The sequence below is a fragment of the Paucilactobacillus nenjiangensis genome, from assembly GCF_008632615.1.
In the GTDB taxonomy this organism is placed as follows: Bacteria; Bacillota; Bacilli; order Lactobacillales; family Lactobacillaceae; genus Paucilactobacillus; species Paucilactobacillus nenjiangensis.
Genome location: NZ_CP043939.1, coordinates 1,737,802 through 1,759,543, shown reverse-complemented (window position 1 = coordinate 1,759,543; position 21,742 = coordinate 1,737,802). Strand labels below are relative to the sequence as shown.

General features: G+C 38.4%; 17 protein-coding genes. 13 read left to right on the top strand and 4 right to left on the bottom strand.

Annotated elements, in window-relative coordinates; translation table 11 throughout:
- Nucleotides 1-234 precede the first annotated feature (234 nt).
- The 11 genes from F0161_RS09045 to whiA all read left to right on the top strand — a co-directional run bounded on the left by F0161_RS09045 (nt 235) and on the right by whiA (nt 16,183).
- Nucleotides 235-2,220, top strand: coding sequence for an ABC transporter ATP-binding protein/permease (locus tag F0161_RS09045; RefSeq protein WP_137601219.1), 1,986 nt, complete (start codon nt 235-237; stop codon nt 2,218-2,220).
- A 295-nt stretch (nt 2,221-2,515) separates the two neighbouring features.
- A complete protein-coding gene (locus F0161_RS09040) occupies nt 2,516-4,240 on the top strand; it encodes a phospho-sugar mutase (protein ID WP_150204369.1) in 1,725 nt (574 codons plus the stop codon).
- Between the two features lie 47 nt (nt 4,241-4,287).
- Complete coding sequence (locus F0161_RS09035; RefSeq protein WP_150204368.1) at nt 4,288-4,929, top strand: YfbR-like 5'-deoxynucleotidase; 642 nt, start codon at nt 4,288-4,290, stop codon at nt 4,927-4,929.
- A 112-nt stretch (nt 4,930-5,041) separates the two neighbouring features.
- Nucleotides 5,042-7,045, top strand: coding sequence for an excinuclease ABC subunit UvrB (gene uvrB, locus F0161_RS09030; RefSeq protein WP_150204367.1), 2,004 nt, complete (start codon nt 5,042-5,044; stop codon nt 7,043-7,045).
- A gap of 24 nt (nt 7,046-7,069) precedes the next feature.
- Nucleotides 7,070-9,907, top strand: coding sequence for an excinuclease ABC subunit UvrA (uvrA, locus tag F0161_RS09025; RefSeq protein ID WP_150204366.1), 2,838 nt, complete (start codon nt 7,070-7,072; stop codon nt 9,905-9,907).
- A 60-nt stretch (nt 9,908-9,967) separates the two neighbouring features.
- Nucleotides 9,968-10,441 carry an S-ribosylhomocysteine lyase gene (locus tag F0161_RS09020; RefSeq protein ID WP_137601214.1) on the top strand — a complete coding sequence of 158 codons (474 nt, stop codon included), beginning with the start codon at nt 9,968-9,970 and terminating at the stop codon, nt 10,439-10,441.
- A 188-nt stretch (nt 10,442-10,629) separates the two neighbouring features.
- Nucleotides 10,630-11,853: an argininosuccinate synthase gene (locus F0161_RS09015; protein ID WP_150204365.1), complete on the top strand. Its 1,224-nt coding sequence runs from the start codon at nt 10,630-10,632 to the stop codon at nt 11,851-11,853.
- The gene (argH, locus tag F0161_RS09010; protein ID WP_150204364.1) at nt 11,853-13,235 is read left to right on the top strand and encodes an argininosuccinate lyase; all 1,383 of its coding nucleotides are present in this window, start codon (nt 11,853-11,855) and stop codon (nt 13,233-13,235) included. Before F0161_RS09015 ends, argH begins: the two co-directional genes overlap by 1 nt.
- 102 nt (nt 13,236-13,337) lie before the next feature.
- Nucleotides 13,338-14,222 (top strand): RNase adapter RapZ, encoded by an 885-nt coding sequence (gene rapZ, locus F0161_RS09005; protein WP_150204363.1) that lies wholly within the window; start codon nt 13,338-13,340, stop codon nt 14,220-14,222.
- The gene (locus F0161_RS09000; protein WP_137601210.1) at nt 14,219-15,226 is read left to right on the top strand and encodes a gluconeogenesis factor YvcK family protein; all 1,008 of its coding nucleotides are present in this window, start codon (nt 14,219-14,221) and stop codon (nt 15,224-15,226) included. The genes rapZ and F0161_RS09000 overlap by 4 nt, the downstream gene beginning before the upstream one ends.
- 15 nt (nt 15,227-15,241) lie before the next feature.
- Nucleotides 15,242-16,183 carry a DNA-binding protein WhiA gene (whiA, locus tag F0161_RS08995; protein ID WP_150204362.1) on the top strand — a complete coding sequence of 314 codons (942 nt, stop codon included), beginning with the start codon at nt 15,242-15,244 and terminating at the stop codon, nt 16,181-16,183.
- Nucleotides 16,184-16,275: 92 nt separating this feature from the next.
- On the opposite strand, the gene clpP is transcribed toward whiA, so the two are convergent.
- Nucleotides 16,276-16,866, bottom strand: coding sequence for an ATP-dependent Clp endopeptidase proteolytic subunit ClpP (gene clpP, locus F0161_RS08990; protein ID WP_137602849.1), 591 nt, complete (start codon nt 16,864-16,866; stop codon nt 16,276-16,278).
- Nucleotides 16,867-16,976: 110 nt separating this feature from the next.
- Nucleotides 16,977-17,099: a hypothetical protein gene (locus tag F0161_RS11745; protein WP_263854047.1), complete on the bottom strand. Its 123-nt coding sequence runs from the start codon at nt 17,097-17,099 to the stop codon at nt 16,977-16,979.
- A gap of 245 nt (nt 17,100-17,344) precedes the next feature.
- Between F0161_RS11745 and F0161_RS11740 the strand changes: the two genes are divergently transcribed.
- On the top strand, nt 17,345-17,476 hold the full coding sequence (locus F0161_RS11740; RefSeq protein ID WP_263854046.1) for a hypothetical protein: 132 nt from the start codon (nt 17,345-17,347) through the stop codon (nt 17,474-17,476).
- A 103-nt stretch (nt 17,477-17,579) separates the two neighbouring features.
- Complete coding sequence (locus F0161_RS08985) at nt 17,580-18,500, top strand: L-lactate dehydrogenase (RefSeq protein ID WP_150204361.1); 921 nt, start codon at nt 17,580-17,582, stop codon at nt 18,498-18,500.
- Between the two features lie 54 nt (nt 18,501-18,554).
- Here the strand turns inward: F0161_RS08985 and F0161_RS08980 are convergent, their stop codons facing one another.
- Nucleotides 18,555-19,286: an MIP/aquaporin family protein gene (locus tag F0161_RS08980; protein WP_137602721.1), complete on the bottom strand. Its 732-nt coding sequence runs from the start codon at nt 19,284-19,286 to the stop codon at nt 18,555-18,557.
- A 138-nt stretch (nt 19,287-19,424) separates the two neighbouring features.
- A complete protein-coding gene (locus F0161_RS08975) occupies nt 19,425-21,233 on the bottom strand; it encodes an FAD/NAD(P)-binding protein (RefSeq protein WP_150204360.1) in 1,809 nt (602 codons plus the stop codon).
- Nucleotides 21,234-21,742 lie beyond the last annotated feature (509 nt).

Genomic DNA, 21,742 nt, shown 5'->3' with positions numbered 1-21,742 from the left:
CTGCTCCTCTCTAGATGGATACCACTTACTCAAGATTATTAACCAGTTAAGGCGTAAGACTATACAGACATTGTTTAACTATGATTAACTGAGTATAGACGATATTTTAACAAGCTATATTCTATCATAAATCTAAGAAAAGTTAAACATTTGAAGAAAATGTTAACCTTTATTGACTTAAAAAAATGCTTGGGTTATCATTACTCGTATTCAAAAACAAAAGGAGATAATTCGATGTCATACTTAGAACTTAAAGATATTCATAAATCGTATTTTCTTGGAAAAGAAGAATTTCCCGTTTTAAAAGGGATTAATTTAAAATTTGAGTTAGGTGAATTTGTTTCAATTCTTGGGGAATCAGGTGGTGGTAAATCTACCTTGATGAACATTATTGGTGGTTTGGACCGAAAGTTTGAGGGGCAAGTCTTAGTCAATGATAAAGCACTTGATCATCATAAAGAAAAAGAAATGGACGAATACCGTCGTGGAACGATTGGTTACATTTATCAATCTTACAATTTGATTAGTCATTTAACGGTCCTAGATAACGTGCTCACTTCGCTGGAAATGGCACAATTGAGCCAAGCTCAACGAGTTGAACGAGCTAAAGAAATGCTGAAAAAAGTTGGTTTGGAAGATCAAATCAAAAAGCATCCTAATCAATTATCTGGTGGACAAAAGCAACGGGTTGCCATTGCGCGAGCTTTGGCGGCAGACCCAGAAATTATTATTGCCGATGAACCAACAGGAGCACTTGATTCGGTTAACACTGAAGAAGTCCTTGAAATTTTAAGAAACATTGCTGCTGAAGGTAAATTGGTCATTGCGGTTACCCATTCACAAGATGTAGCTGATTTTGGGACTCGAATTGTGCATCTTGAAGATGGAAAAGTGGATTACGACAAGCAAATCCGCGAAAAATATCCAGAAGTATCCAATGAATCAAAAATTGAAAGTCGCAAATTACCAGCTAGTGCCAGTTATAGCAATGCGTGGAAGCATCTAAAATATAATTTTGGTCGTAACTCTTTGATTATGATAGGAACGGCGATTGGACTGTTTGCTGTCCTGTTATTTAGTGGGCTAGGCAATGGAATTAAGGGTTATATTAATGATCAAGTTAATTCCTTAGTCAATCCGAATGCCATGATGGTTCAGCGATATACAAAGACTTCCGGCTCAGCATCGAGTCAAAGTGAGGCTTGGGCACAAGCTGCATCAGCTGATCCAACTACGACTTCATTTAGTGAAGCACAAATTAAAAAGATGGCTAACTTGAAACATGTTGATTCTGTTGAATCAATGTATGTCGCTGCCAATATGAAATTTAGTTTGAGTGGTCGTGATTATTCTTTAGCCACCGTTCAATCATGGACCAAGTTATTTTCAAAGGACATGCTCAAGGCAGGGACCTTACCTGGTAAAGATGAAATTGCGGTTGATAAAAAGACCGTTGCTAAGGTATATAATACTAAGGATTGGAAATCAGTCGTTGGTAAAAAGATTGCCGTTAAATGGACAACTACCGATGACAACGGCATGCCAGTGCAAGTTTCAAAAGATTTAACGATTTCCGGGGTTGTTGATGCTGGTTCAAGTGGGGCTTCAATGAATGCGATGTCTGGAGAAACAATGAAGGACACTTTGAAAGCGGCAGGTGCAACAACCAAGCCTTCTGCAACGGTTGTCAATGTTGATAATTCTAAGAATGTTGATTCAGTTGAAAAGAAAGTTAATAGTATCAAGATGGATAACAAGCGGGTCTTCAAAGCTAATACAGTTGGTAGTGCGCTGAAGACAGTTAATACGATTGTTGATTTGGCCACCTATGTCTTGATGGCGATTGCTGGAATTTCATTGGTCGTTTCAGCCTTGATGATTATTGTTTCAATGTACATGTCAGTATCAGAACGAACCAAAGAAATTGGAATTTTGCGGGCTTTAGGTGAAAGTAAAGCAGATGTGCGTCGTTTGTTTACAAGTGAATCATTACTGATTGGACTCATCTCTGCTGCACTCGCAACTGTGCTTGCGTTTGGCCTAGGGTACTTATTGAATCAATTCTTGTATACAATTGCGAAGTACGATTTGATTCAAATATCCGCAACAAACATTTTGACGACCTTTATTCTCGCCATTGTGATTTCCTTCTTAGCAGCCTTACTTCCTGCTAGAAGTGCTGCTAAGCTCAATCCAATTGATGCTTTGGCTGCAGACTAAAAAGTGCGATTTACCTTGGGTAGCTCATGAGTATAGGCTAGGATAGCGAAGGATTATGTAGTTGGAAATCGAGCTACCCGTACCTAAACGCAATGAGTTAAGGTTAAGAGCCGGTTTCAAAAAAGTGCGATTTACCTTGGGTAGCTCATGAGTATTGATTTGAGGTAACGAATAAAATAATTGTTAATGTGAAGCAGCTTTTAATCTTTTGATTTGAAGGCTGCTTTTTATGTACCGACGAAATCAAATGCGGTATACTTAATAGCGAAAACGATTACGAAAAGGAGATAGACTAGTGAGCTGGAAAGATACTTATCAAATTTGGAACAATGAAAAAAATTTAGATGCTGACTTAAAAGCACAATTAGATCAATTAAATGGTAAAGATGAACAATTAGAGGACGCATTTTACGAACCAATGTCATTTGGAACGGCGGGAATGCGTGGATTGCTCGGACCCGGCATCAATCGGATGAACATTTATACGGTTCGCCAAGCCACTGAAGGTCTGGCAGTATTCATGGATACACTGGATCAAAGTGTCAAAGAACGTGGAGTGGCGATTGCCTTTGATTCACGCCATTACTCAACTGAATTTGCTCATACGGCAGCGGCCGTCTTAGGTGCCCATGGCATTAAGTCATTTGTCTTTGAAAGCTTGCGTCCAACACCAGAACTGTCATTTACGGTTCGTCACTTGCATACCTATGCTGGTATTATGATTACAGCTAGTCATAATCCAAAAGATTATAACGGGTACAAGATTTATGGTGAAGATGGCGGTCAAATGCCACCAAAGGAATCAGACTTAATCACAAGCTACATTCGTAAAGTTGAAAACATGTTTACGATTAAAACGGTCGCTGAATCAGAATTATTAGCCAATGGCACGATGAAAATTATTGGTGATGATATTGATCAAGATTATTTAAAAGCGGTTCAAACTGTCACCATCAACGCTGATTTAGCTAAAGAGCAAGGTAAGGATATGAAGTTGGTTTATACACCACTTCATGGAACTGGCCAAATGCTTGGTGAAAAAGCGTTGCAAAATGCTGGCTTTACAAATTATGAAATTGTCCCAGAACAAGCCATTGCAGATGGTGATTTCCCCACGATTAAAAAACCAAATCCTGAAGATGCAGCTGCCTTTGATCTCGCTATCAAATTAGGTAAAAAGGTGAATGCAGATGTCTTGATTGCTACCGATCCAGATGCTGATCGTTTGGGCACCGCCGTGCGTTTACCAAATGGTGAATATCAACTATTGACCGGGAACCAAATTGCTTCTGTCATGTTACATTACATTTTGGAAGCTCATAAGCAAGCCGGTGATTTACCGAAGAATGCTGCTGCGGTTAAATCAATTGTTTCAACTGAATTTGCTACTAAGATTGCTCAAAGCTATGGCGTTGAAATGATTAATGTGTTGACCGGCTTTAAATACATTGCCGAACAAATCGAACATTTTGAAGCTACCGGTGAACATACATACATGTTTGGCTTTGAAGAAAGTTACGGTTATTTGGTGAAACCATTTGCCCATGATAAAGATGCTATTCAATCACTTGTTTTGTTGGCTGAAGTGGCAGCCTTTTATCGTAGTCAAGGCAAAACACTGTATGATGGCCTCCAAGAATTATTCAAGGAATATGGCTATTTCAGTGAAAAAACGATTTCAAATGTCTATGATGGCATCAACGGTGCCGATGAAATCAAAGCGTTAATGAAGAAGTTCCGCGAAGAAGCCCCAACGGCCTTTGCTGGTCATCAAATTGTTAAAACTGAAGATTTTAGTTTGCAAACTGAAACAGACGCACAAGGTAATGTGACTAAACTCGCCTTACCAACAGCGAATGTGTTGAAGTATATTTTGGATGACGAAACGTGGATTGCTATTCGTCCTTCAGGAACAGAACCTAAGTTGAAGTTTTATATTGGAACGAGTGCTGAAAGTAAGGATGCGGCTGACCAAAAAGTGGCTGAATTTGAACAAGCACTGAATGATTTTAGTAAGTAATCAACTAGTCTGGGAAACCAGACTTTTTTTGAAGGGAGAAATGTACGATGGGGATGCATCAATATTTAAATAGTTTAAGTGATTTAGAAATGATTAGTCGTGCACCGGGTTACTTTAAATTTGAAAAGCACACGGTCGCTGCTCACTCATTTAAAGTGGCGCAAGCTGCTCAGATGTTGGGTGATATCGAAGAACAGGCCGGTAATCAAGTTGATTGGCGGAGATTATACGAAAAAGCACTCAATCACGACTATACCGAACGTTTTATTGGCGATATCAAAACGCCGGTGAAGTATGCCACTAGTGAATTGCGACAAATGTTAGCGGATGTTGAAGACTCATTGACTGAAAACTTTATTAATAATGAAATCCCAACTGAGTTCCAAGATGCTTATCGCCGTCGGTTGTCAGAAGGTAAAGATGATACACTTGAAGGCCGAATTTTGTCTTTAGCAGATAAGATTGATTTAATGTATGAATCGTACGGTGAGATTCAAAAGGGCAATCCGGAGCCAGTTTATCTGGAAATTTATCGTGAAAGTTTAAGTACGATGCTGGAATTTAAACAGATGGCCAGTGTGCAATATTTTGTTCATGAAATTTTACCCGAACTAATTGCGGATAATGTGAATAAAAATAATCAATTGGACGCAATTACAAATCAAATTTTAAAGCAAATTGAGGACTAATCTGATTGCTAGACGAATGCATGTTCGTATGGTAAGATTGACTGACATGAAAAGGAAAGCATGTGCTTTCCTTTTTCTTTACGACTAAGAAAAGATTCAGGGGGATTAAAGAATGATTTATCGTCAAGAAGATAAAGATTTTGAACTTGTATCACCATATAAACCAACTGGTGATCAACCTACTGCAATTCAAGAATTAACCGATGGCATTGAATCGGGTGAAAAATCACAAATATTGCTTGGAGCAACAGGGACAGGGAAGACATTTACGATTTCAAATGTCATCAAAAATGTTAATAAACCAACATTAATTTTGTCTCATAATAAGACTTTAGCGGGTCAATTGTACGGAGAATTTAAACAATTCTTTCCCAATAACGCGGTCGAATATTTCGTAAGTTACTATGACTATTACCAGCCAGAAGCTTACGTACCTTCAAGCGACACCTATATTGAAAAAGATTCTGCTATTAATGATGAAATTGATAAATTACGACATTCTGCGACTAGCTCTTTGTTAGAACGTAAGGATGTTATTGTTGTGGCTTCTGTTTCTAGTATTTTTGGTTTAGGGGATCCTAATGAATATCGTGATCATGTCTTATCATTGCGAGTTGGGATGGAAATCGAACGGAATCAATTGTTACGTGAATTAGTAGATATTCAATTTGAACGCAATGACATTGACTTTCAACGTGGTCGTTTTCGTGTCCATGGGGATGTCGTCGAAATTTTTCCAGCGTCACGTGATGAACGAGCGTTAAGAATTGAGTTTTTTGGTGATGAAATTGACCGAATTAGAGAAGTTGATTCATTAACTGGAGAAGTAATTGGTGACCGTGATCATGTTTCTATTTTCCCGGCCACTCACTTTATGACCAACGATGATATCATGGCCACAGCCATTGATAATATCGAAAAAGAACTGGAAGATCGATTAAAAGAATTAGATAAAGAAGGTAAATTATTAGAGGCGCAACGACTCAAGCAACGGACTGAATATGATATTGAAATGATGCGTGAGATGGGTTATACCTCAGGAATTGAAAATTATTCTCGGCATATGGACGGCCGCAAGCCAGGCGAACCACCATATACTTTGTTAGATTTCTTTCCAAAAGACTTCTTATTAGTGGTAGATGAATCGCATCAGACAATGCCACAAGTCCGGGGGATGTATAAGGGAGACCGTTCTCGGAAACAAATGCTGGTTGATTATGGTTTCCGTTTGCCCAGCGCCTTGGATAATCGGCCATTACAGTTACCCGAATTCGAAAAACATATCAATCAAGTTATTTACATGTCTGCCACTCCAGGACCATATGAATATGAGCAAACTGATAAAGTAGTTCAACAAATTATTCGTCCGACTGGCTTACTGGATCCAAAGATTGAAGTGCGACCGGTGATGGGACAAATTGATGATTTGGTTGGCGAAATCAATCTTCGGATTGAGCGTAATGAACGGGTGTTTATTACGACTTTGACTAAAAAGATGTCGGAAGATTTGAGTGATTATCTCAAAGATTTAGGATTGAAAGTTAAATATTTGCATAGTGATATTAAAACACTGGAACGAACGCAAATTATCCGCGATTTACGATTAGGTAAATTTGACGTATTGGTCGGGATTAACTTGTTGCGGGAAGGTATTGATGTTCCAGAAGTTTCTTTAGTCGCCATCTTGGATGCTGATAAAGAAGGTTTCTTACGGAATGAACGTTCATTGATTCAAACAATCGGACGGGCTGCCCGGAATGAAAACGGTATGGTAATCATGTATGCCGATACAGTGACAGATTCAATGAAGTCCGCAATGGATGAAACTAGCCGTCGTCGTAAAATTCAAGAAGACTATAACATTGAACATGGAATTACGCCACATACCATCAAAAAAGAAATTCGTGATTTAATTTCGAGTGTCAAAGAAACTGATGATACTGGGACTGAAGATGAATTTACTCAACAAGACTTTGCTGATATGGCCAAAGATGATCAAAAAGAAATGATTAAGCAACTAGAAGAACAAATGAAAGCAGCAGCTAAACGATTAGATTTCGAACAAGCAGCAACACTTCGAGATACCGTGATGGAACTGAAGTCACAGATCGGTTAATTGCATTCGTAGGGGGAAAACAAAGTGGCAAATGATAAAATTGTGATTCACGGAGCACGAGCACATAATTTAAAAAATATTGATGTGTCAATTCCAAAAAATAAATTAGTGGTTGTGACAGGACTTTCAGGATCTGGGAAAAGTTCATTAGCATTCGACACTCTGTACGCAGAAGGACAAAGACGTTATGTAGAAAGTCTTTCGTCGTATGCTCGTCAATTCTTGGGTCAAATGGATAAACCTGATGTGGATTCAATTGATGGTTTGTCACCCGCAATTTCGATTGATCAAAAAACAACGTCGAAAAATCCACGTTCGACGGTTGGAACGGTCACTGAAATTAATGATTACCTCCGCTTATTATGGGCCAGAGTGGGGACTCCAATTTGTCCCAACGATGGGACTGAAATTACGAGTCAATCACCTGAGCAGATGGTCGATGCAGTGTTAGATCTACCAGAACGTACCAAATTACAAATTTTATCACCAATTGTTCGTGATAAAAAAGGTGGACAAAAAAAGAACTTAGCCAAAGCTAAACGCGAAGGTTTTGTTCGTGTGCAAGTTGATGGTGAAACTTATGATGTTGATGAAGTGCCTGAATTAGACAAAAATGAACGTCACAATATTAATATTGTGGTTGATCGAATTGTGGTCAAAGAAGGAATTCGTTCTCGCCTCTTTGATTCATTTGAAGCAGCACTGCGCCTCAGTGACGGTTATGCGGTGGCCGACATTATCGATGGTGAACAAATTCCATTTTCTGAATCTTATGCCTGCCCAGTTTGTGGCTTTACTGTGGGTGAAATGGAACCCAGACTATTTTCTTTTAATGCGCCCTTGGGTGCGTGTCCAGAATGTGAAGGCTTGGGGATGAAACTTGAAGTCGACCAAGATTTGATTGTTCCTGATTCTACTTTGACTTTACGAGAAGGGGCGATTGCACCTTGGAACCCAATCTCGTCACAATATTACCCAGAATTACTCTTACAATTTGCCACTCAATTTAAAATTGACATGGATAAGCCATTTAATAAGTTAACCACGCGTCAGCAAAATATGGTTTTAAATGGTCATCCAGGACATACTTTCCATTTCCATTATGAAAATGATTTTGGCGGCGTGCGCGATGTCGATGTTGAATTTGAAGGTGTTTTGAGAAACGTTGAACGGCGTTATAAAGAAACTAATTCTGACTTCACTCGTGATCAAATGCGTAAATACATGACAGAATTAACGTGTCAAACTTGTCATGGATATCGTTTGAATCGTGAAGCACTCAGTGTCAAAGTTGGTGGAATTCATATTGGTGAAGCATCAGAAAAGCCTGTTAGTGATGAAATTCCATTTTTCAGTTCATTGAAATTGTCCGAACAAAATGAAATGATTGCCAAACCTATTTTAAAAGAAATTCGAGATCGACTGTCATTCTTACAAAATGTGGGATTAGATTATTTAAATTTGAGTCGGTCCGCTAGAACGTTATCTGGTGGGGAAGCACAACGAATTCGTTTAGCCACCCAAATTGGTTCTAATTTATCGGGTGTGATGTATATTTTGGATGAACCTTCGATTGGGTTGCATCAACGTGATAATGATCGATTAATTGAATCCTTGAAAAAAATGCGTGATTTAGGCAATACGCTAATTGTGGTCGAACATGATGAAGATACAATGCGAGCAGCAGACTACCTAGTCGACATCGGTCCTGGAGCTGGTGAACTGGGTGGAGAAGTGATGGCTGCTGGTACTCCTAAACAAGTTGAAAAATCACGTAAATCTTTAACGGGTCAATATTTGGCCGGTAAGAAATTTATTCCAGTTCCATCAGAGCGACGCGTTGGTAATGGTAAAAAAATCACTATTACTGGGGCTACTGAAAATAACTTAAAAAATATCGATGTTGATTTTCCTTTAGGCAAATTCATTGCCGTTACTGGAGTATCTGGTTCTGGTAAATCGACTTTAGTTAATTCAATTTTGAAAAAAGTATTAGCGCAAAAAATTAACCGTAATTCTGAAAAACCGGGTAAGTATAAGTCAGTCAAGGGTGTTAAAAATATTGAGAAGATTATCGATATTGACCAATCACCAATTGGCCGGACGCCTCGGAGTAACCCCGCAACTTATACTGGAGTATTTGATGACGTGCGTGGATTATTTGCTCAAACTAATGAGGCCAAGTTACGTGGTTATCAAAAAGGTCGGTTCAGTTTTAACGTGAAGGGTGGACGTTGTGAAGCATGTAAAGGCGATGGAATTCTCAAGATTGAGATGAATTTTTTGCCAGACGTGTATGTACCATGTGAGGTCTGTCATGGTAAACGTTACAACTCTGAAACGTTAGAGGTTCAGTATAAAGGTAAGACAATTGCTGATGTGCTAGACATGACTGTAGCGGAAGCATTGGAATTCTTTAGTGCATTGCCAAAAATTACACGTAAATTGCAAACTATCGTGGATGTTGGTCTTGGTTATGTCAGCATGGGGCAACCAGCCACCACTTTATCTGGTGGTGAAGCTCAACGGATGAAATTAGCTTCAGAATTGCACAAGCAATCAACTGGTAAAAGTTTCTATATTTTGGATGAACCAACAACTGGCTTACACACAGAAGACATCAAGCGATTATTGGGCGTGCTACAGCGTTTAGTAGATGCTGGTAACACGGTCTTAGTCATTGAACACAATTTGGATGTGGTTAAATCAGCTGATTGGCTCATTGACTTAGGCCCAGAAGGTGGCGCTGGCGGTGGAACTGTGATTGCCACTGGGACCCCAGAAACCATTGCAGAAGTACCAGAAAGTTATACAGGTCAATATTTAAAACCAGTTCTGGAACGAGATGCAGCTCGAAACTAGTCTTGAATTTTATTTTCAGACTCGTAAAATGATAGTGTACTAAAAAAGGAGCGATTGAGAATGGCAAAAATTGAAAGTTTTGAATTAGATCATACTAAAGTTTTAGCACCATACGTTCGTTTAATTACAGTAGAAGAAGGACCAAACGGCGATAAAATCTCTAATTTTGATTTACGCTTAGTCCAACCAAATGTTGATGCAATTCCTACAGCGGGATTGCACACAATTGAACACATGCTTGCTGGCCTTTTGCGAGACCGGATGCAAGGAGTGATTGATTGTTCACCATTTGGTTGTCGAACAGGGTTTCATTTAATCATGTGGGGTGAACACACCACAACTGAAGTGGCTAAGGCTTTGAAGTCATCATTAGATTTCATTGGTAATGAAGCAACTTGGGATGATGTTCCTGGCACAGCAATTGAAAGCTGTGGTAATTACAAGGATCATTCACTATTTTCCGCACAAGAATGGGCAAAAAAGATTTTGAGTGAAAAAATTTCTACTGATCCATATGTTCGTAAAGAAATTTAACAATTAAAAAAATAAACCAATTATGAATAATGATTGGTTTATTTTTATGCAGTAAAAAGTGAATACATTCAATTATTTTGAATAAAACGCACCTTTTTTCAGAAAAGAATGAATAAATACTTGATTACTTATTTTATTAATGTTAATATTCTCTGTATAATAATTCATGAAAACAAGGAGAAGTTTAAATGGCAAATAAAAAAGTAGTATTAGCATATTCAGGCGGACTTGATACATCGGTTGCAATTAATTGGTTGAAGGACAAAAATTATGACGTAATCGCAGTTTGTATCGACGTTGGTGAACAAGGTAAAGACTTGGATTTCATTCATGATAAAGCACTTAAAGTTGGTGCAACTGAATCAATCGTGATTGATGCCAGAGAAGAATTTGCCAGTGACTATGTCATGGTAGCCTTACAAGGACACGCATTGTATGAAGGAATCTATCCTTTGTTGTCAGCTCTTTCACGTCCTTTAATTTCGAAAAAACTAGTAGAAATTGCAAAGGAAAAAGGTGCTACAGCCATTGCTCATGGTTGTACCGGTAAAGGAAATGACCAAGTTCGTTTTGAAGTTGCTATCAAAGCTTTAGCACCAGAAATGACGATTGAAGCACCAATTCGTGATTGGCACTGGTCACGTGAAGAAGAAATTGAATACGCTAAGGAACACAATGTTCCAATTCCTATAGATTTGGATAGTCCATATTCAATTGACCAAAACCTTTGGGGACGTGCCAATGAAGCCGGAGTGCTCGAAGATCCTTGGGAAGCAGCTCCAGAAGATGCTTTTGATATCACGACACCAATTGCTAAAACACCTAATGAACCTGAAATCATTACCATTGAATTTAAAAAAGGTGTTCCAGTTGCTTTAAACGATACTAAGATGAGTGTCGCAGCATTAATTCAAAAACTTGAAAAGATTGCCGGCAAACATGGAATTGGTCGAATCGACCATATCGAAAACCGTTTGGTTGGAATTAAATCTCGTGAAGTTTACGAAGCACCTGCAGCTGCAGTATTAATGCATGCACATAAGGACCTCGAAGATTTGACCTTTGAACGTGATTTAGCTCATTTCAAGCCAATCATTGAACAGAAATTAGCTGATACAATCTATAACGCTTTGTGGTTCTCACCATTGATGGACGCAATGAAAGCATTCTTGGCATCAACGCAAGAAGTAGTCAATGGAACTGTTCGTTTGAAGTTATTCAAGGGTAATGTCATTACACAAGGACGTAAATCAGCTAACTCACTTTACAATAAGAACCTAGCAACTTACACATCAGCTGACGAATTTGATCAACAAGCAGCAGTTGGCTTCATCAAGTTATGGGGACTACCAACGACGGTTTATTCACAAGTCCAAGATAAAGTGGCGAAAGAGAAAGATGGGATTCAATAATGAGCACTAAGAAACTATGGGGCGGCCGGTTTGCCGAATCAACTGAACAATGGGTCGATCAATTTGGCGCATCAATTCCGTTTGACCAACAATTAGCAAAGCAAGATTTAGAGGGCTCTTTGGCACATGTAAAAATGCTGAAGAAAACTGAGATTTTGCCAGCAGCAGATGCTGATGCTATCGTGGCAGGATTGGAAAGTTTACAAAAGCAATTGGCAGCAGGTGAATTGGAATTCACGATTCAAAATGAAGATATCCATATGAATCTAGAAGCCATTTTAGCTGAACAAATTGGACCAGTCGCAGGTAAACTGCATACTGCCCGTAGTCGAAATGATCAGGTAGCTACCGATTTTCATTTGTATGTTAAGCAACAGATACCAGCAGTCATTGAAGAGTTAAAGGCTCTCCAAAAGGTGTTGATTGATATGGCGGAAGCTAACGTGGAAACGATTATGCCGGGTTATACGCATTTGCAACATGCGCAACCTATCTCATATGCACATTATCTGTTAGCATACTTTGATATGTTCCAACGTGATATTGAAAGATTTGAATTCAATATGAAGCATACAGATATTTTGCCATTAGGGGCAGCTGCCTTGGCAGGAACGACTTTCCCGATTGACCGTGAATTTAGTGCGCAAGAACTCGGGTTTGGGGATGTCTATCATAATAGTTTGGACGCAGTATCAGATCGTGACTTTGCGCTAGAATTCTTGAGTAATGCGTCAATCATGATGATGCACTTCTCTCGTTTCTGTGAAGAAATCATTTTGTGGTGTTCTTATGAGTTTAATTATTTGGAATTATCAGATCAATTTTCAACTGGGAGTTCTATCATGCCCCAAAAGAAAAACGCTGATATGGCCGAATTAATTCGTGGTAAAAGTGGCCGTGTCTATGGCGATTTAATGGGCTTACTGACGGTCATGAAATCTTTGCCATTAGCCTACAATAAGGATATGCAAGAAGATAAAGAAGGCGTCTTTGATACCGTGAAGACTGTTATGCCTAGTATTAAAATTTTCACGCAGATGTTGGCAACTGCAACTATTAAGAAGGAACATATGGCACAGGCCACACGGAATGATTTTTCAAATGCCACTGAATTAGCTGATTATCTAGCTAGTAAAGGAATTCCTTTTCGTGAGGCTCATGCAATTGTTGGTAAGTTAGTGCTTAAGGGATTGGAAACAGAAACTAATTTGCAAGATATTCCTTTGGCTGAATATAAACAAATTTCGCCATTAATTGAAGAAGATGTCTATCATGATCTCCAAAGTGAAGTCGCGGTAGAACGTCGGAACTCACTGGGTGGGACTGGGTTTAAACAAATCAAACAAAATATTGACCGTGCCAAGCAACTTTGGCAAGCATAAATGAGAAGTCGAGATGAAAATCTCGGCTTTTTGAGTCCAACTATATAAAAAGACACACCAGGTATGTTACAATTATTGAAATGCGAATTCGGAGGAATGATTGTGGATAAAAAACTTGAAGTTGTTTTAGTCACCGGCATGAGTGGTGCTGGCAAGACAGTCGCAATTCAAAGCCTAGAAGATTTAGGATACTTTGTTGTCGATAATATGTTACCTAATTTAGTCGTTCGTTTCTTAGATATTATTAAAGAAGCGGGTGAAGTCAATAAAGTTGTGATGGTCATTGATTTAAGATCAAAGGGTTTTTATCCATTATTAATGCCAGTCATTGATGATTTACGCAAACAAGCTGATTTGCATATGCAGTTACTGTTCTTAGATTCTACCGATGAAGAAATTGTTTCTCGCTATAAGGAAACGCGCCGATCACATCCATTAGCACCGCAAGGCAGAGTTTTGGTTGGGATTGAAACGGAACGGGCTCTCTTGGCTGAAACTCGTTTAGCAGCAGATGTTACGATTGATACGTCAAATTTAACTCCGCGCGAGTTCAGACATCGAATTATGGACCATTTTAATGAAGATCAAGCGGTCACTTTTCACGTTGAAGTTATGTCGTTTGGTTTCAAATATGGGCTGCCGTTAGATGCAGATATTGTCATGGATGTGAGATTCTTGCCCAATCCATACTACGTTAAGGAACTGCGAGATTTAACTGGTCTTGATCAATCGGTCAGTGATTATGTTTTTAGCCAACCTAACGCAGATAAATTTTATGATCAATTTTTGAATTTAATTCAAACCACCTTGCCTGGATATGAAAAAGAAGGCAAACAAAATCTAACCATCGCGATTGGTTGTACCGGTGGTCAACATCGGTCAGTGGCAATCGCGTCAAAATTAACCAATGATATCAAACAAAAATATCAAGTCAATCTCAGTAATCGCGACATTGAAAAGAGAAAGGAATCTAGTAATCGGTCATGACAAAAATAGAAAAGTTTCACCGTCCTAAAGTTGTTGTGATTGGTGGAGGAACAGGTTTACCTGTTATTTTAAAGGGTTTACGAAATCAAAATGTTGATATCACTGCAGTCGTGACGGTCGCAGATGATGGTGGGTCTTCTGGCGTTTTGAGAAACTACATTAACGTGGTTCCACCAGGGGACATCCGCAACGTTTTGGTATCAATGTCAGATATGCCTCAATTGACGTTAGATATTTTTCAATATCGATTTGATAGTTCAGATTCGTTTTTTGCCGGCCACGCGATTGGTAATTTAATTATTGCGGCACTGGCGGAAATGAAGTCCGGGGTGTTTGAAGCGGTTCAAGAATTGTCAAAAATGATGCACGTGAATGGACACGTCTACCCTGCGGCCAATGAACCATTGGTGTTGAACGCTGAGTTTATGGATGGTAGTTTTGTTGCGGGAGAATCCGAAATTACGGCAGCGCACAATAAGATTAAGCGCGTCTGGGTCACCCCTTCTGATGATAGTGATGGACATAGTGCTGAAGCTGTCGAAGAAGTGATTGATGCAATTATGAATGCAGATCAGATTGTGATTGGACCGGGTAGTTTATTTACTAGTATCTTACCCAACTTAATGATTGAGAATGTCGGAAAGGCAGTGTGTGAAACACAGGCCGAAGTAATTTATATTTGCAATATTATGACTCAATTGGGCGAAACTGATGCAATGACGGATGCAGACCATGTCCGCATTTTGAATCGTCATTTGGGCCAAAACTTCGTCAATACGATTTTAGTGAATACCACGGAGGTCCCTGAAGATTACATGGATTATCATAAGTGGAATGAACTATCGAAACAGGTTCAACACGACTTTCAGGGTCTGCGAGAACAAAATGTCCGTGTAATTTCTAATGATTTTCTTCGATTAGAAGATAATGGTGCCTTTCATGACAGTAAGATGGTTGTCGCTGAATTAATGAATCGGCTGCATGCGGTTAAAAATTGTAGCTAAGTAGGAGGTGACAAAATGTCATACGCTAGTGAAGTGAAAAAAGAATTAACTGGCTTAGAAGTCCATTTGAACAATGCTAAAGCAGAATTGATGGCGTTGATTAGAATGAACGGCTCGTTAAATATTGCCAATCACAAATTGGTATTGAATATCCAAACTGAAAATCCAGCAATTGCTCGACGTATTTATCAATTGCTGAAAGATTTTTATCACGCTGAAAGTGAATTAGTGGTTCGGCGTAAAATGAAATTGAAAAAAAATAATCTCTATATTGTCCGACTTCGAAATGATGCTGAGAGTGTTTTGGACGACTTAGGGATTTTACAAGGCTTACAAATTAAAGAACAAGTTCCCGTTGAGATGCTGTCTGATGAAGGAATGGTACGTTCTTATTTACGTGGTGCATTCTTGGCAGGTGGATCGGTCAATAATCCAGAAACATCACGTTATCATCTGGAGGTTTATTCATTATATGAAGAACATAACAACATGTTGGTTGATATGATGAATGAATTTGGCTTAAATGCGCGTTCGACACCGCGGAGAAGTGGTTACATTGTTTATTTGAAAGAGGCAGAAAAAATTGCTGATTTCTTATCTTTAATTGGTGCCACGAACGCAATGTTGAAATTTGAAGATATTCGAATCGTCCGCGACATGCGCAACTCCGTGAATCGACTGGTTAATTGTGAAACAGCAAATATGGACAAAATTGCCACTGCTTCGAACCAACAGATTGAAAATATTAAATTAATTGATTCAAAAGTAGGTCTTGGCAGTTTGCCAGTTAAATTGCGCGAAATTGCAGAGACTCGTTTAGCAAATGAAGAAGTCAGTTTAAAAGAACTAGGGGAATTGATTCCGAGTGGGGCTATCTCTAAATCTGGAGTAAATCATCGACTGCGTAAGCTGAATGCCTATGCAGAACAATTACGCCAGGATGGTTTAGCGGGATAAAAATGACTTGTAGAACCAATTCTAAAAATATTTGTACAAAAAAAGGCTGTGATACAAAACGTTAGTTTTGTCACAGCCTTTAAATTACAATTTTATTTTGCGTCTTTGTTTGACATGATACCATCTAACAGACCATAGTCTACTGCTTCTTGAGCACTGAGATAGTGGTCACGTTCGGTGTCTTCTTGAACACGTTCAAAAGGTTGTCCCGAATTGTCAGCTAAAATCTGGTTCAATTGCTTACGAGTCTTTAAAATCTCGGTTGCAGCAATTTCGATTTCAGTCTGTTGACCTTGAGCACCACCGGATGGTTGGTGAATCATAACTTGAGAGTGTGGTAAACCGAATCGTTTACCTTTTGCACCTGAAGATACTAAGACACTGGCCATTGAAGCTGCCATACCAATTACGATGGTTTGAACGTCAGATTTGATGAAGTTCATTGTATCGTAAATAGCGAGTCCTGAGCTAACTACACCACCTGGAGAGTTAATATATAGGTAAATGTCTTTGGTTGAGTCTTGGGCGTCTAAGAAGAGTAATTGGGCAACAATTGAGTTGGCCATGTCATCTTCAATGGGGCCGGATAACATAATAATGCGATCTTTTAATAGTCGTGAGTAAATGTCATAGGCGCGTTCACCACGAGATGATTGTTCAATAACTGTAGGTACTAAGTTCATAAAAGTTTTCCTCCTTTTAGCACTTAAAGATTGTGTTTGCTAAACGTGTAAAGACAGTTTACCGCATAGGTCAAAAAAGGTCAAATAGTTTATCTTGGCAGAAAAAAAGCTTAGTCATCAAGCTGTTGACTAAGCCATTCGAGTTCCGATGCCGCACTTTTTTGATCGAGTTCTTTACGATCATCTTCAATCAATTGTTCTTGTGTGGTCTCGGTCTTTTTTGTATTATCCATAATTAATTCCCCCAAAGTATTTAAAATTTCATTTACTTATTATGAGTAATGCTAGTATATGATTAATTGGTCTAACTGTCAAATAGTATTTTAAGTCTTTAATAACCCTTAATAATTGTTCTTAATTTAAAATTGGTATAGATAGAATGACTGAAGGATTCTGGAAAACTATTGATTTTATTCGGCAATATGACTATAATTGTAATGTTGATTAATAAAACGATGAAATTAAGGAGGCAATTATCATGCGCAAAGCACATCCACATGGAGTACAAGGACGCCGTCCAGTAGCTTCTCAATACAAACAAGCACAAAAAGCCAAGAAGGCTGAAGATATTCGTGCCTGGGCTAAACAAAAGCCAGAAGCTGCTAAGTAAAGCAACCTAACATCACTGAATAGTGGTGTTTTTTTGTATCATGATTGTTTTTTTGTCAGATTGTAATATAATGATAGATAAATACATATTAGGAGATGTTGTTATGTCACGAAAAATCGGTGTTATTGGAATGGGAAACGTTGGTTCGACAGCCGCACATTACATAGTTGCAAATGGGTTCGCAGATGATTTGGTTTTAATTGATATTAATGAAAAGAAGGTTGAAGCAGATGCATTAGATTTCCAAGATGCAATGCCAAACTTGCCATATCATACCAATATTGTTGTTAACGATTATTCTGCTTTAAAAGATGCAGATGTTATTATTTCTGCTTTGGGTAACATTAAGTTACAAGATAATGCAAATGATGATCGGTTTGCTGAATTGCCATTTACTCGCGTGCAAGTTCGAGATGTCGCTGCTAAAATCAAAGCTGCCGGATTTAATGGAATTATTGTTGCAATTACCAACCCTGTTGATGTGATTACTTCAATTTATCAAGAAGTGACTGAATTACCAAAGAACCATGTCATCGGTACAGGAACGTTACTAGATTCTGCACGGATGAAACGGTCAGTGGCTGAAGAATTGAATATTGATCCTCGTTCAGTTGTTGGCTATAACCTTGGTGAACATGGTAATTCTCAATTTACAGCTTGGTCAACGGTACGTGTCTTAGGTCACCATATTACTGAACTTGCTAAAGATCGTGGTCTTGATTTGGAAGCTATTGATAAAGAATCTAAATTGGGTGGACACAAAGTCTTCCATGGTAAGAAGTATACCAACTATGGTGTTGCTACAGCGGCAGTTCTATTAGCTAATACGGTGTTGAATGACGCCTTAACTGAGTTGCCAGTTTCTAATTATCGCGAAGAATATGGCACTTATCTCTCATATCCAGCCATTGTTGGACGTGATGGAGTTGTTGAACAAATCCAACTTGATTTAACTCAAGAAGAATTAGACAAACTTCAAATTTCAGCTGATTATATCAAAACAAAGTATGCTGAAAGTAAATAAAATAGTGTAAACAAAAACCCCGGAATGAAAATTCCGAGGTTTTATTTTTTGAATTTAAATAAAAATTGATTTGTATACGAAGACTGCTAAGATACCGGCCAAGATTGGAGCAACAACCGGAACCCAAGAATAGTCCCAATGAGAATCACCCTTATTTTTAATTGGATATAATGCGTGAACTAATCGAGGACCAAGATCACGAACAGGATTCAAGGCTGGACCAGTTGCACCACCCATGGAAATAACAAGAGTTGCAACTAAGAAACCAACTGAGAAGTTCGCTAAAGCAATATTTTGTTCAAAGGCGATATTTTTGGTCATTGCCAATGCACCAAAGACTAAAATAAAGGTTCCGACAAATTCATTAACGAATCCATCACGGTAAGAATGAGCCGCATCGATGGTCGAGAAGGTACCTAAAATGGCTTCTGGATTTTCAGTTTGATTATAGTAAGGCTTGTAGCACCAAACCACAATAAGTTGTCCGACGATTGCACCAGCAAACTGGGCGGCCAAATAAGGAATCACATTACTCCAAGGGAACATGCCATTAATAGCTAATCCCAATGTAAATGCAGGATTGATATGATTTCCAGAAACATTCCCAAACATCATTGCGGGAATTAATACACCAGCTCCGTACCCGAGTCCGATTAGAATCCAACCACCATGAGATCCTTTCGTTCCTTTGAGTTCCACGTTGGCGACTGAACCATTACCTAACACGACTAAAAATGCTGTACCGATAAACTCGGCAATGGCACGAATTAATAAGCTGTAATGCATTATGTTTCCCACTTTCTTTCCTAAAATTTGTAATTTTCACACTGTTTAACACTATACTCGACTTTAATAGTTTAGTAAATGATAAATTAGGAAAGAAAGCCACACTTCAGTGGTTGTCGCAAGTGATTTTAATATTGCCTATAAATTTTCAATTTTTTCGGCAATTTGGTCGGCGTCAATGAAGACTTTATCATTATTGTTGGGACGTGGACTAACTGTAGTAAACCAGCTCTTACCCTCAGTTGGGACACCCCAGAAGAAAAGTCCTTTACCAGAATTTTTAACTTTTTTATCAGTCACAATTCCACCAGTCTGATAGGTGATTTGACCGGGCAACTTGAGTGAATACGGTTTAACAATGCCGGAGTTGAGTAAACTTTTAATTAAATAACTAGTAGTTTTATTAGCATTGATTGCAGGTAAACGAGCTTCAACAAGGTAACTTGCACTATATTGTGTAGGCACATCTAAGGCAGAAAAGGTCACAAATTTGCCAGTTTGTTGATTTGCATTTAACTGCATACGAGGCTTGAGAACTGTAACAATGCCAGCAGAGATTAGGGCAGTTAGTTCTTCAATTCGTGATTCTGGTGGGCCAACGGAAAGAAATGAATTTTCACTCTTAAATTGATTGAGAAAGTATTTTTGATAATCAACCGGTGAAAGTAGTTCTAATTTGACAACTTGACGAACTAGGTCACGAATATCGTGCAACATATCAAAGGCAGAGGTAAATGGACCGGTTTTGTTACCCAGTTTGGCATCCGTATAATCATGGATGAGATATTCAACTAAACTGTTTTGAGTGTTCGTGTGTCCGAGAACGTAATCCCAATTCCAATAATCTGAAGGCTCAATCAGCGAGTCTTGAATGAATTCAGTTCGATCAGTTGATTTGATGAATTCATCCAGAAATGCTTCCTGATTGATGGATGAATATTTCATTTGAATTAAACGCTGGTAATACACGTACTCGACTTCAGAGTGCACTAACGCAATAAAGCTTTCACCTGAAACGCTACCAGGTTTTGTATGCTTGGCAAACCAATTTGCAGTTAAAAAATGGGGTTGATCATTTTCATTGGTTTGTTTTTGATTGGTGCCTTTTCCATGAAATGGAAATCCACGTCGTGACCCCGCAATGATTTGAGGCTCATTACCGGAGGGATGATAAACCAACTGTTGATTTGCTTCTCGGGTGAAATGACCGCCACGCCCTTGGGTCAGCATGGTAACGGCATCAAAAAAGCTGAGCCCAAGTCCACGAATAATGATAGTTTGTTGTGCCTGTAAATCGGAAAAATCATATTCTTGGGGATGAGTGGGTGTTACGTAGGTCAGTTTATTTTTTTTAGCAAATTTACTAAATGAGCTTTCTTCTGGAGTCGGAAAATTTTCAATATGGCCAAGTGACATAACGACTGCATCAGTTTTAAAAAAATGATTATTTAATTCAACCACATATTGTTCGTTGCTTTTAATTACGTTATAGACTTCATCTTTAATTAATTCGAGGTGAACATTGTCAGGTAAATTAGCTACTAAATGCTCATAGAACCATTTCTGATAAGTCCCGTATAGACTTCTTGAAGCATAATTATTGGGTTGAATAATAGCTAATTCTTTCAGCAAGTATTCTTCATTGTCAAAATGTAAATCTTCAATAAATTCTTTGGCTTCTGCAGTTTTTGACCACTCATATAAACTAGGGCCAGGAGTCACTGGTCCATTCATTTGAACTGAGGAGTCAGTAAATAAAGATACAAAATTGACATTACTGTTCATAATCAACTCATGAGGCTGTTCGACTTGCCATACTCTGCCACCGACTCCATGAGGGTCAATTAAAGTGATGTTAATTTTTTCTTGATTTAAGCGGTATCGCTCTGTCAATCTTTCTAAGGTGACTAATCCTCTTGGACCAGCACCGATAAGAGTTACATGCATAATTAAACCTCCTCTTATTTGATGTTACTTCTATTATATATTTATTTTCTATATAAGCACACAATTCGATAAATTTGATTCGACGAATTATGAAATGTTGAGAATTGAGAAATAAAAAAGCGCCTAAACAGCTGAATATCAGTTGCTTAGGTGCTTTATTGAGTGCGCCCCCCCGGAGTCGAACCGGGATCTCAAGAACCGGAATCTTACGTGCGATCCATTACACTAGGGGCGCTTAACAATCTTTAATATTACGTTAAAAGATAATAAAATTCAAGATAAAATCTGAAAGAATCAGGATATTAGTTTTTAGAGTCATTTTTCCTTTAATAATATTTTAATAAAATAGGCAGACTGCTAGACTAAAAGATGAATTTCGAGTATTATTTCTGTGTGTCAAAGAATAGAACTAGCTTTTTTGTTTTGTATAGAAAGTTGTATTTTCAGAACAACGTGATATACTTAACAAGTACGTTTTATTAAAATATTTTATTTCCTAAAGGAGGAAA